Raw genomic sequence first — 12,095 nt, forward strand, 5'->3', positions numbered from 1 at the left:
TTTGACCCAAATAACAGTCTAGACCATGGACAAAATAATAGATTTAGATAAAGCCAAAGCCTTTCTTTTTGAACTGTTAAAACAAGAATCCGATCCAAAATCCATTGAATGGCTCTTGCTTCAAAAGGAAAAAATCCAGCATGAATCTTCTTATCTGAAGTTTTATATGGCCTTTGGTCAGGCTTCGAGGTATTTCAAAAAATACCTTTTACAGCCTTCGGAAAGTCAAAAAACCGAGGCAAATACTTTGCTTCAAGGTTTCCGTCCCGATACTTGGGACCAACTGCAGACAGCAAGAACTTACCTTTTGCTTCACTTTGAAGAAAGAGACCCGACCTCTTGGGTGACGGCGATGAATAAACTGTTTGAAACCGGCGACATGCACGAACAGCAGTCCCTTTATGCCGCCATTCCTTTGATGCCTTTCCAAAAAGAAATGAGGGACCGTGCCATCGAAGGTCTTAGAACCAACATCAGTTCTATCTTTGATGCCATTGCTCTGAACAATCCATATCCTGCTGCCAATTTTGATGAAAGGGCTTGGAATCAGATGGTGATTAAATCTATTTTCCTACTCCGTCCTTTATACCAAATCGAAGGAGCAGATGAAAGGGCCAATCCTCAACTTGCCAATATCCTGATAGATTTTGCTCATGAAAGATGGGCTGCAGGGCGTAAAGTGATGCCTGAGCTTTGGCGTTTTGTCGGGCCTTTTATCAATGAAGAATACATAAAAGACATAGAGGTAGTGTTACAGACCGGAGACCTGCTTCAGGAAAAGGCCGCGCTTTTGGCTTGCAGCAAAAGCAGCTTTGACAAAGCGAGAAATCTGCTCGATGAAAACCATGTCATCAAGGAAGCAATCGAAACTGGTGGAATTACCTGGGAATCCATCGGAAAGGAATTTCAGGAAACGCTGCCGAAATAGGCTTCAAGTAAATATTCCTAACAGGTTTTGAAGTTAAATTGACCTGCAGTAGACTATGGACTGCTGACAGTGGACCTTTTAAAAAAAATTATATAGTCAACCCACATAAAAATATCACACAATGGAAATGTTTATAGATCCCCATATTCATGTTGTTTCCAGGACTACTGATGACTACGAAGCCATGCGCAAAGCAGGTATCGTGGCGATCATCGAACCGGCTTTTTGGTTGGGTCAGCCACGAACTGAGGTGGGAAGCTTCAAAGATTATTTCAGCACCTTGGTTGGTTGGGAGCGGTTCCGCGCCAAGCAATTCGGTATCGTCCATTATTGTACGATGGGACTAAACTCCAAGGAAGCCAATAATGTGCCTTTGGCCGAAGAAGTAATGGAATTGTTGCCTTTGTATGTAGGCAAAGAAGGCGTCGTGGCCATTGGTGAGATCGGCTATGATGACCAAACGGAAGCTGAGGACCGTTTTTACCGCCTTCAACTTGAACTGGCCAAGGAAGTGAACCTCCCTGTTTTGATCCATACCCCACATAGAGATAAGAAAAAAGGAACTTGCCGCAGCATGGATGTCAGTGAGGAACATGGCCTTCCACCAAGCATGGTCATCGTCGACCACAACAATGAAGAAACAGTCAAAGAGGTTTTGGACAGGGGTTATTGGGCAGCATTTACTATCTATCCCCATACCAAAATGGGAAGTGAGCGGATGGCCGAGATAGTAAAGCACTATGGTCCCGAAAGGATTATTGTAGACAGTGCCGCGGATTGGGGTATCAGTGACCCTTTGGCGGTTCCAAAAACAGCCGCTTTGATGCGTAAAATGGGAATTCCTGAAGAACATATCCGTATGACTTGCTACCAAAACGCCCTGACAGCCTACTCCCAAAGTGGACAGATGGATGAGATGGATTGGCTCAAACCCGAACCAATTGATCAAAGAGAAAGGCAATTTGGCAACTCAGTTCTCAGAGGCGGACAGACCCCAAGAGTCGAAGGATCTGACATTGTGGAGAATTAAGCATGTCTAAAATCAAAGCCTACCTTCAACTCACCCGCCCCGCAAACATTATCACAGCCATTGCTGATATTTGGGCAGGCTTCGCCATCGCAGGCGGAGCCTTGGTTATTTTTGCTGACGAGACCAAATTGATAAACTCACCCGTTTTCCAAAACCTTCTTTGGCTGACACTTTCCACCATCGGATTGTATGGCGGCGGTGTGGCATTCAATGATGTGTTCGATGCTGAATTGGATGCAAAAGAAAGACCTGAAAGACCGATTCCCAGCGGAAGAGTTTCCAAAGGAAAAGCTGCTTTGATGGCTTTTCTGTTGCTTATGATGGGAATTATTGCCGCTTGGAATGTCAGTACTCTCAGCGCATTGATTGCTTTGACTGTCGCTGTTTTGGCGGTGTTGTATGATTATTGGGGCAAGCACCAGTTTATTTTTGGCCCGATCAATATGGGACTTTGCCGTGCCGGAAACCTGCTTTTGGGAATCAGCGCCTTCCCCGTCATGCTTCAGAGCTATTGGTATCTGGGATTTATACCGCTGATTTTTGTGGCAGCAATCACCATGATCAGTCGTGGGGAAGTCCATGGTAAAAACAGAAGAGCCCTGAAAGGTGGTTTTTTGATGTACATTTTCATCATACTTTCTATTGCTGTTTTAAGTATTCTGGAAGGAAATCGTTTTCTTCATGTCATTCCATTCATCGCACTTTTTGCTTACATGATATTCCCTCCTTTGATCAAGGCTATCCGTGAACAAATCCCCCAACTGATAGGAAAGGCTGTCAAGGCAGGTGTAATTTCTCTGATTATCCTCAATGCTTCCCTTGCAGCTGCATTTGCCGGATGGCAATTTGGTATAATTGTATTATTGTTATTGCCCATTTCAATTTACCTTGCCAAAAAATTCGCCGTCACTTGAAATTTTTTGCAATCATATTCAGTTGCAGATTAAGAAAACAAAAAGGCCATATTTGAGATTGAATAGAGACTTTGATAATTTAAGTTTATAAAAATGGAAAAGATTATTGAACAGACCTTCACCGTGCCGTTTCGGTATCAGGTTTGTTTTTTGGAAGGAATTTTTAATGTCAATAACCCAATGCTTGCTGATTTTCTGGACAACGGAAAAAAAGCAAAAGCCTTTTTTGTGGTGGACAGCGGTGTATCAGATGCTTTTCCAAATCTCCTCAACGATATCACGGAATACGCAAAAGCATACGAAAACAAGTTTTTGTTAAACTCAGAACCTTTGGTAGTCCCCGGTGGGGAAATATCCAAAAACGATGAACCCATTTTCAAGAAAATCGTGGATGCCACAAGCATTTACGGAATTGACAGACATTCCTATATCGTGGGAATCGGGGGCGGAGCAGTGTTGGATATGGTGGGTTTTGCGGCGGCTATTTCCCACAGGGGAATCAGACATATTCGGATCCCGACTACCGTACTATCTCAAAATGACTCAGGTGTAGGCGTCAAAAACGGCATCAATTCCTACGGAAAGAAAAATTACCTCGGTACTTTTGCACCTCCATATGCGGTGATCAATGATTTTAATTTCCTTATAACATTGGATGACAGGGATTGGAGATCGGGAATTTCAGAGGCTATCAAAGTCGCTCTGATCAAAGATTTGAGCTTTTTTGAGTGGTTGGAAAAACATGCCGATCAGCTTGCCAAAAGGGTGATGGAACCAATGCAGGAACTGATCATCAAATGCGCCCAAATGCACATGAACCATATCGCGGGCAAAGATCCTTTCGAAACGGGTTCGGCAAGACCTTTGGATTTTGGACATTGGGCAGCCCATAAACTGGAGCACCTTACCCACTATCAGGTAAGACATGGTGAAGCCGTCGCAATTGGAATTGCTTTAGACAGTACCTATTCTTATCTCAAAGGAATGATCAGCCAAGCCGATCTGATGCGGATCATCAACCTGATCAAAACCTTGGGTTTTGAAATCTACCATCCGGAATTGTCGGGTCAGGCATTGCTGAAAGGCTTGGAGGAGTTCAGAGAGCATCTTGGAGGAGAACTCACCATTACTTTGTTGGAATCTATGGGCAAAGGGGTTGAAGTCCACCAAATGGACAATGAACTGATTCTGAAGTCCATTGATCAGCTTAAATTGTTTCACCAAGAAAATCTTGTTGCCCGTTCCTGATTTTTGGGTTTAATTTGATTCATCCCTTAAACTCATGTATAAAAACGGTCACCATTTAACCTATTGTACCAATATCCATCCTGGAGAAAGCTGGGAGGCAACTTTTCAAAACCTCAAAGAATTTATCCCTAGGATAAAAGCTGAGTTTTCTCCCAATGCGCCTTTTGGAATCGGACTCCGGTCATCCCACGAGGCTAGCCTGGAATTGGCAAAAACCGAAAACCTGGAGGAATTCAAAGCTTGGTTAGCAGCAAACGACTGTTATGTTTTTACCTTCAATGGATTTCCATACGGAGGTTTTCACAATCAGGTAGTAAAGGACGAAGTCCATCAACCAGATTGGACGACTCGTGAGAGATGGGCTTACACAGACCGACTTTTCGATATCCTTGCAGCGCTCATTCCCGAAGGCATGGATGGCGGCATATCCACTTCTCCCCTATCATACAGATTTTGGCACAAAACCAAAGAGCAGTTGGATGCCGCCATACATACTTCAGCTTTGCACCTTGCCAAAATCGCTGAAAAGCTATATTTAATCCATAAAAATTCAGGCAAACTCCTCCACCTTGACATCGAACCGGAACCAGACGGAATCTTAGAAAATACACAGGAAGTGCTAAATTTCTATCAAAATTGGTTGATCCCTGTTGGTGGAAAATACCTGACAGAGAAACTTGGAATCTCTTCCCAAGAAGCGGAATCCTGTCTCAAAGAACATATTCGGATCTGCTATGACGTCTGTCATTTTGCGGTAGTTTATGAAAAACCTTCTGAAATATTTCAGGCATTCCGATCAGCAGGAATCAAAATCGGTAAAATCCAGATCAGTGCGGCCTTGAAGGTAAATATCCCCAAGGACCAATCTGCAAGGAAAGAACTCGAATTCCTGCTTAGCCCATTTGCAGAGTCAACGTACCTCCACCAAGTCGTAGCCCGATACTCAGACAGCAGCTTGGTTTCTTTCAATGATTTGCCGGAGGCCATGCAGACTTTGTATAGTACGAATGCAGAGGAATGGAGAATCCATTACCATGTCCCTGTTTTCCTAGCGGACTATGGAAAAATCTCCTCCACACAACAAGACATCCTTGATGTTTTGAATTACATCGACAATGACCCTGTCTGCAATCACCTCGAAGTGGAAACATACACTTGGGAAGTGTTGCCGGAAAGCATCAACCTTGATTTGGGTGGATCGATCATCCGGGAACTGCAGTGGGTCATACAAAACAGCAGCAATCCATGAAAAAAACAGTAGTCATAGATATCGTCGCTTTGTCCGGTCGTGTGATCGGCGAGCATACCCCATTTTTAAGAGATTGGATCGCAAATGGTCAAAGCGCCACCATCGAGCCGGTTTTGCCTGCCGTAACTTGTTCGGCTCAATCCGTCTACCTGACAGGAAAATGGCCTTCCGAAAACGGCATCGTCGGCAACGGTTGGTATTTCAGGGACGAATGCGAAATCAAGTTTTGGAGGCAATCAAACCACTTGGTTCAATCCGAAAAAATCTGGGATGTGGCTAAAAAAATCAATCCTGATTTCACCGTTTCCAATATGTTTTGGTGGTACAACATGTACTCCAATGCGGATTATCAGGTTACTCCAAGACCGCTTTATCCGGCCAACGGCTTAAAATTACCGGATTGCCACAGCCATCCTATGGATCTGAGGGACAAGTTACAAACCGAATTGGGACAATTTCCGCTTTTTTCCTTTTGGGGACCCAATGCAAATATTACTTCAACCAAATGGATTGCGGACGCTTCCAAAAAAGTGGACGAATGGCACAATCCTACACTGACGCTGATTTATTTGCCACATTTGGATTATAAGCTGCAACAGTGCGGCATTGATTTTTCAAAAATCGGAAAAGAACTGACTGAGATAGATGAAATTGCCAAAGACCTGATCGGGTACTATGAAAAGCAGGGTGCCAAGGTGATTTTGCTCTCCGAATACGGCATCACATCAGTCCATCACCCGATCCACATAAACAGGATTTTAAGAGAAAAAGGCTACATCGCTGTCAAAAATGAATTGGGATTGGAGACTTTGGACGCCGGAACATCTAAGGCTTTTGCCGTTTCTGATCACCAATTAGCACATATTTATGTCAAAGACAAAAAGGATATTCCGGCAGTCAAATCTTTGTTAGAAAGTATTCCAGGTATAGAATCGGTCTTGGATGAGGCAGGCAAAAAAGCCTTTCACCTTGACCATGAAAGATCAGGGGAATTGGTGGCAGTCGCTGACAAAGATTCCTGGTTTACCTATTATTTTTGGTTGGATGATGCCAAAGCACCGGACTACGCACGCTGTGTGGACATCCACCGCAAACCTGGATATGATCCTGTGGAAATGTTTGCCGACCCAAAAATCAAAATGCTGAAAGCCACTGTCGGCCTCAAAATCCTGAAGAAAAAACTTGGTTTTCGGTACCTGATGGACATCATTCCTTTGGATGCTACTTTGGTCAAAGGTTCCCATGGTGCCATTCCCAAGGACAGCTTAGACCACCCTGTATTTATCAGCCAAGATCCGTCATTGAATTCCAAAGAAAAACTCTCTCCGATCGAAATCCAGGATTTGATTTTGAAATCTGTTTTTGGCAATTGAGAAATTTGAGAAATTAACCGCAATGAGCGCAAAGGTTTCGCAAAGTGCGCCGCACCTTCATTTCACCGCCATTGTCAGTGTCTCCACTGACAATGTTGTAAAGTGAACTTTCGAAAATTCAGTGAAGACACTGACTTGGGCAGTTGGGATAACATTTGCATCTAAACTCCAAAAAACTACAACCCCGTCGCCCTCGTATTCTCTCCCCTAATTTGGATCAGTTGCTTTCGGATTTCATGTTGTCTGTAAAAGGAAATGGGTTCCAAAGCCCCGCCTGATTGCAGCCGGGCTTCTTTCAATAATGGCCTCACGTCTGTCAGGAAGGCTTTTTGCAGGATTTCCTGCGCCATCACCACATCGCCATTAAGTTGGTAATCTGTAAGTTTCGCCCGATCCACCAATAAGGATTTGGCATAGGCAATCTTGATCGCCTCCAAAGCCTGTATCAGGTCTTCCAAGGGATCTTTGGTATTGTGGCTCGCATCGATCATCCAAGAGATACTTTCCCATGCTTGACAGCCATCTTCTGTTCCGGCGACCAATTCCAGGAAAATCAGAAACAACTGATAAGGTTTGATACTGCCTGTCGTCAGGTCATCATCCCCAAACTTGGAATCATTAAAATGGAATCCCGCCAACTGATTTTGTCCCAATAAAATCCCCACAATCTGCTCAATATTGGTATTGGGAAGGTGATGTCCAAGATCTACAAGGACTTTGGCGCGGTCTCCCAACTGCTTGCACAGCAAATGCGAAGTGCCCCAATCCGGAATCACCGTACTGTAAAAATTCGGTTCGTAAGGTTTGTACTCCAGCAGCAGTTTCCAGTCTTCAGGTATGGCCGCATAGATTTTTTGGAGGGATTCAAAAGTATTGTCCAAAGCCCTTCGGAAACTTTGCTGACCGGGGAAGTTGCTTCCATCGGCCAACCAAACTGTCAGTCCTTTGCTACCCAACTTTTCCCCAACTTCAATCACTTGTTTGTTATGGGCAACTGCCTGTTCTCTGACCTTTGGGTCATTGTGACTCAGCGAACCGAATTTGTAACTTTTCTCCTGCCCATAATCCTGAAAGGTGTTGGAATTGACCGCATCAAAACCGATGTTGTGGCTTTTGGCAAGCTGCATGATTGCGGCATAATCCGATGGGATGTCCCAAGGAATGTGCAGGGAAACAGTATCTGTACTTTTGGTGAGTTTGGCCAACAGGCCGATGTCTTCGATTTTTTCTTCCAAAGACCTCGGTTCACCGCCGATTCCAAATCTTCCAAATCTCGTTCCTCCGGCACCCAAGGCCCAACTTGGCACCGCAATCTGAAAACTGCGGATTTTCGAAAGTATTTTCTCCACAGAAATTCCCTCATGTTCCAATTGCGAAGCCAAAGCATAAAAAGACTTCTGATGAAGGGCTACATATTTGGAATTCGATTCCTGTATATTTTCAGTTGTCAGCCACATTGTCTTTGTCCGTTTTACTGTTAATCCAAAAAGGCGAAGTCCCAAACCACAAAACCATCCCGACCGCCATCAGGGTCGTATTGGTCTGAATGTCAATTTTACCCAAAAATACCAATACCGATGGGATAATGGACAAGGCCAAACCGATGTAAGAAATGATGATCAATAGGATTTTCATACGAGCGCCTCCTTTCCTTTTGAGTATAATGTTTTGGATAAAATCAAAAATGTGAATACGGCGATAAACCATCCGGGTAAACCAAGGAAGAAAATGTCGATTCCGAATCCAAGATTCATTCCCAGACAGATTCCCAAAGTAATCAGCCAGGTAAAGAAAGTGGCACTTGAAAAGGAGATGTTCCGATTATACGCCATTTCCTGTGTAATCCCAAACCTTGGAGAAAGGTAAAAATCCGCAAATATCACCGCTCCCATCGGCATCAATACCAAGCCATACAAGGCTACAAAGTCCAAGAGCTTCATCACCAAAGCCGGAAAGCACGCGGCAATGCTTGTCACCGCGCCGACCCAAGCGGTCACTTTCCAGGTTTTCATTTTTGGGAAAACACCCTGCAAAGCCAGTCCTGCACGGTAGATCGTAGGATTGGCTGTGGACCAACCTGCAACTACCACACATACTGCCCCCGCCACGCCAGCAGCACCATAGGCTATCGGTCCGGGGGCAAATTCAGTGGAGAAATTGCTGCTTTGAAGAAATGCTGCGTACAATATTCCCGAAGAAATCCATGCAATGAAATGCCCGATAAACATCCCTGAAAATGAAAGAAATCCATATTTCCAGGATTTTGCATAGCGGAGAATCGTCAGGTCAGACATTCCGATGTGCATTGCCATATTGCAAAACCAGGCAAAGAACAGCACATGCCAAAAGGAAAATTTGGTCACTCCCTCCAAAGGAATACCCGTCCAGATCACTTTATTGGCAACAGCCCAAAACTCTGAAAAACGCGTAACTCCAAGTTCCGGCAAAATCGCCAAAGCCGCAGCCATAAATATCAAAATCATCCAAGGTGCCGCCACATTCGCAAATCTTGCCACCTGATTATATCCCTTGATTGCCACTAAGGTGGTCACAAATCCAATTACCAATACCGCCAAAACCCATCCCACCGAAGTTGGAAGCCAGGAAGTCAATGTCGGCATGGTCAGGTTAAAAGGAATGCCAACTGCTGTCGCTGATACTGCGATCATTGATCCCGCCAAGAAGCAAAACATCAGCGCATTGACCACATTGTAGATCGACACCATCTTGTACCCACAGATCCGCTCCAATTGGTAATACAGCGTCATTCTTTTGGAAGTCGCAATCGGCGCCGTCATCAACCCCCAACTCAATACTGCCAAGATATTTCCCAAAATCAATCCTGCAAAAAAATCAAAAACACCGACGCCGTGCGCAACAAAGAGCGGCCCGATGACAAATTCCGTTCCGGCCGTATGTTCTCCGGCATACATTCCTAAGAAACTCCGCCAACCTTTCTGCGCGGAAGCGGGAACAGATTCGCGCTCGTATTCATTCACTGACGGGCCAGTATTTTGGGTTTGTGGGCTCATAAGATCGGGTTAATCTAGTAAGTAAAAGAATAAAAATCCAGCTGCTATCCTGCACTGTCCGCACCAAACAAAAATGAAAAAATTTGAATAATTTGAATTTAAATTGCCTCCTTTTCTTGCCATATTGGGAGATATTAAATGGTTTTGCCTCACACTTACAGAAGTTATTTCAATTAATGAAGATTTATCTAACAGATCAGAAATATAAGTTCAAAAAACATCTTGACTTTTTGAGGACCAAGAAAGTTATGGACTATGATAAAACTATACTGAGGGAGAAAATCACGACAATTAAAATCAATACAGCCAAAAATATTGACCAACTTAACCTTGACATCCTGTTCGATTATAAAATATTTCCGGACAGAATTATGACTTTTAAGAACGAGTGGACAGACGAGAATAGAAAAATGAGAATTGGTGACACAATTGCACAACAAGTTTACATTCCACCGACAAAGATATTTTCACAAAAAATAATTTTTGGAGTAAGAATTAACGAAATCATTGACCAACCAAACAGAAAAGGATTCAGTTACGAAACACTTGAAGGACATGTTGAAAAAGGGATTTCGACTTTTACAGTTGAGCAACTTGACAATAAACTTATCTTTAAAATTCAGACCTATTCGACTCCAGGAAATATTTTGACCAAATTACTTGGGCCAATATTTTCTATACCTTATCAGACATTTTGCACCAAGACAGCTTTAAACAACATAAAAAAACAATTAGAAACTCAATGAACCGGACTAAAGAAAAAGAAGGATGCGGAAATAAAAGCACTTACAAGAAATGGGAGGTTCATTGGCTAAATGAAGCTATTTGCTTTGTCTTAAGTTTTAGGGCAGAAAACAGTTTAGTCTCTGAAATCGCGATACCTCAAATCCTAATTACTTGTTGAAACCCTTTTCACTTGGTTAATCTTATTGCTTACGGAAACTTTATGGAAGCCTATCTGATCTTTGATATCGGAAAAACCAACAAGAAAGCGATCCTCTACAACCCGGACTTTGAGATCCTCGAAGAGTCGAGCATGCACGTGGCAGAGATCCAAGACGATAACGGTTTCCCCTGCGATGACTTGATGAAGGTCAGCAATTGGGTTTTGGAGGTAACTGAAAATTTTCTGACGGATCCAAAATACCAGGTCATTGGAATCAACTTTTCAGCTTATGGCGCAAGTTTGGTTCATGTGGATGAAGCTGGAAAGGTCTGTACCCCATTTTACAATTACCTGAAACCTGTTCCTGAATCCCTTTGGGAAAAGTTCTTGGCGGAAGAAGAAAATCTCCTCCAAAAAACCGCAAGTCCGGCTTTAAAGATGCTCAACAGTGGATTCCAGCTTTATTGGCTGAAGCATGAAAAACCGGAACTCTTCAAAAATATCCGTTCCAGCTTCCACCTTCCCCAATACTTTTCTTTTCTATTGACCGGAGAAAAATGGAATGACTATACTGGAGTGGGTTGTCACACTTGTTTTTGGGATTTTGAGAAAAAGGATTTTGCCCAATGGGTAAAGAAAACCCGGATTGAAAAAATCCTGCCTCCATTTCCCACCGAAACAGGAGTTGACAAAAATCTCTTTGGCCAACATGTGAAAATAGGTTTTGGGATGCATGACAGTTCGGCGGCTTTGCTTCCCTATATCCGCTTGATGGACCGGCCTTTTATCCTGATTTCAACAGGAACATGGAGCATTTCCCTGAATCCATTTGATCAGCAAACTTTGACAGCCGAAGAATTGGAAAGTGACTGTCTAAGTTTTTTGCAGCCTGATGGAAGGAAAGTGAAAGGAGCACGGATTTTCCTTGGAAAGGAATATGAAGTGCAGGTCAACAGGATTGCATCCCATTTTGGAGAAAATATCGAAAGGCTACAAACACTGGAGTTTTCCCAAAAACGGATCATTTCCCTTTTCGCAGCAAACAAAAAAGACGTGTTCAGTCCTATCAGCTTCCAAGGTTCAGGACCAAAAGTCAAATGGGAAGGACGTGAAAATCCTTTGGATGAATTTACAAATGCCGAAGAAGCCTGCCTGCAACTGATGCTCGATCTGGCCAAATGGCAGCAATGCAGTACGGACCTGGTTTTGGGTAAAAGCAACGTCACGGATATCATCCTCACGGGAGGATTTACCAAGAACAAAACCTTTTTGGCTTTCCTACAACTCCTTTATCCAAACAAAAAAATCTACCTCAGCAGTCAGCCAAGGGCATCTGCATTGGGGGCTTTGCTCGCTCTGGACCAAAGCAAACTGAAACAGGACATTCTCCGGATCAAGGAATTTGAAACCGGCTTATAGCCCCATTCATCCTACC

11 protein-coding genes are annotated in these 12,095 nt (G+C 43.5%); 8 read left to right on the top strand and 3 right to left on the bottom strand.

Annotated features, from left to right (window positions below; translation table 11 throughout):
- The first annotated feature begins 25 nt into the window (after positions 1–25).
- The 6 genes from NK987_RS16890 (at position 26) to NK987_RS16915 (ending at position 6,742) form a co-directional block, all read left to right on the top strand.
- Complete coding sequence (locus NK987_RS16890; protein ID WP_259264806.1) at positions 26–928, top strand: EboA domain-containing protein; 903 nt, start codon at positions 26–28, stop codon at positions 926–928.
- Positions 929–1,049: 121 nt separating this feature from the next.
- Complete coding sequence (locus tag NK987_RS16895; RefSeq protein ID WP_259264807.1) at positions 1,050–1,958, top strand: TatD family hydrolase; 909 nt, start codon at positions 1,050–1,052, stop codon at positions 1,956–1,958.
- A 2-nt stretch (positions 1,959–1,960) separates the two neighbouring features.
- Positions 1,961–2,872, top strand: a complete 912-nt coding sequence (gene eboC, locus NK987_RS16900; RefSeq protein ID WP_259264808.1) for a UbiA-like protein EboC — start codon at positions 1,961–1,963, stop codon at positions 2,870–2,872.
- A 93-nt stretch (positions 2,873–2,965) separates the two neighbouring features.
- A complete protein-coding gene (locus NK987_RS16905; RefSeq protein WP_259264809.1) occupies positions 2,966–4,120 on the top strand; it encodes a 3-dehydroquinate synthase in 1,155 nt (384 codons plus the stop codon).
- A gap of 34 nt (positions 4,121–4,154) precedes the next feature.
- Positions 4,155–5,369, top strand: a complete 1,215-nt coding sequence (gene eboE / locus NK987_RS16910) for a metabolite traffic protein EboE (protein WP_259264810.1) — start codon at positions 4,155–4,157, stop codon at positions 5,367–5,369.
- Complete coding sequence (locus tag NK987_RS16915) at positions 5,366–6,742, top strand: alkaline phosphatase family protein (protein ID WP_259264811.1); 1,377 nt, start codon at positions 5,366–5,368, stop codon at positions 6,740–6,742. The genes eboE and NK987_RS16915 overlap by 4 nt, the downstream gene beginning before the upstream one ends.
- Before the next feature lie 176 nt (positions 6,743–6,918).
- On the opposite strand, the gene NK987_RS16920 is transcribed toward NK987_RS16915, so the two are convergent.
- The 3 genes from NK987_RS16920 to NK987_RS16930 are packed head-to-tail and all read right to left on the bottom strand — an operon-like array spanning position 6,919 to position 9,774.
- Complete coding sequence (locus NK987_RS16920) at positions 6,919–8,199, bottom strand: sugar isomerase (protein WP_259264812.1); 1,281 nt, start codon at positions 8,197–8,199, stop codon at positions 6,919–6,921.
- Positions 8,183–8,377, bottom strand: a complete 195-nt coding sequence (locus tag NK987_RS16925; RefSeq protein ID WP_259264813.1) for a hypothetical protein — start codon at positions 8,375–8,377, stop codon at positions 8,183–8,185. Before NK987_RS16925 ends, NK987_RS16920 begins: the two co-directional genes overlap by 17 nt.
- A complete protein-coding gene (locus tag NK987_RS16930; RefSeq protein WP_259264814.1) occupies positions 8,374–9,774 on the bottom strand; it encodes a purine-cytosine permease family protein in 1,401 nt (466 codons plus the stop codon). The genes NK987_RS16925 and NK987_RS16930 overlap by 4 nt, the downstream gene beginning before the upstream one ends.
- Before the next feature lie 83 nt (positions 9,775–9,857).
- Between NK987_RS16930 and NK987_RS16935 the strand changes: the two genes are divergently transcribed.
- Positions 9,858–10,520, top strand: a complete 663-nt coding sequence (locus NK987_RS16935) for a DUF1990 domain-containing protein (RefSeq protein ID WP_259264815.1) — start codon at positions 9,858–9,860, stop codon at positions 10,518–10,520.
- 170 nt (positions 10,521–10,690) lie between these two features.
- Entirely contained in the window at positions 10,691–12,079 is a 1,389-nt protein-coding gene (locus NK987_RS16940) for an FGGY-family carbohydrate kinase (protein WP_259264816.1), read from the top strand.
- Positions 12,080–12,095 lie beyond the last annotated feature (16 nt).

Source organism: Aquiflexum gelatinilyticum, from assembly GCF_024813435.1.
In the GTDB taxonomy this organism is placed as follows: Bacteria; Bacteroidota; Bacteroidia; order Cytophagales; family Cyclobacteriaceae; genus Cognataquiflexum; species Cognataquiflexum gelatinilyticum.

Excerpts from the sequence above, each read along its gene's own strand:
- NK987_RS16920 (WP_259264812.1), bottom strand. The coding sequence starts at position 8,199 with ATGTGGCTGACAACTGAAAATATACAGGAATCGAATTCCAAATATGTA.
- eboE (WP_259264810.1), top strand. The coding sequence starts at position 4,155 with ATGTATAAAAACGGTCACCATTTAACCTATTGTACCAATATCCATCCT.
- eboC (WP_259264808.1), top strand. The coding sequence starts at position 1,961 with ATGTCTAAAATCAAAGCCTACCTTCAACTCACCCGCCCCGCAAACATT.
- NK987_RS16925 (WP_259264813.1), bottom strand. The coding sequence starts at position 8,377 with ATGAAAATCCTATTGATCATCATTTCTTACATCGGTTTGGCCTTGTCC.
- NK987_RS16930 (WP_259264814.1), bottom strand. The coding sequence starts at position 9,774 with ATGAGCCCACAAACCCAAAATACTGGCCCGTCAGTGAATGAATACGAG.
- NK987_RS16915 (WP_259264811.1), top strand. The coding sequence starts at position 5,366 with ATGAAAAAAACAGTAGTCATAGATATCGTCGCTTTGTCCGGTCGTGTG.
- NK987_RS16895 (WP_259264807.1), top strand. The coding sequence starts at position 1,050 with ATGGAAATGTTTATAGATCCCCATATTCATGTTGTTTCCAGGACTACT.
- NK987_RS16905 (WP_259264809.1), top strand. The coding sequence starts at position 2,966 with ATGGAAAAGATTATTGAACAGACCTTCACCGTGCCGTTTCGGTATCAG.
- NK987_RS16890 (WP_259264806.1), top strand. The coding sequence starts at position 26 with ATGGACAAAATAATAGATTTAGATAAAGCCAAAGCCTTTCTTTTTGAA.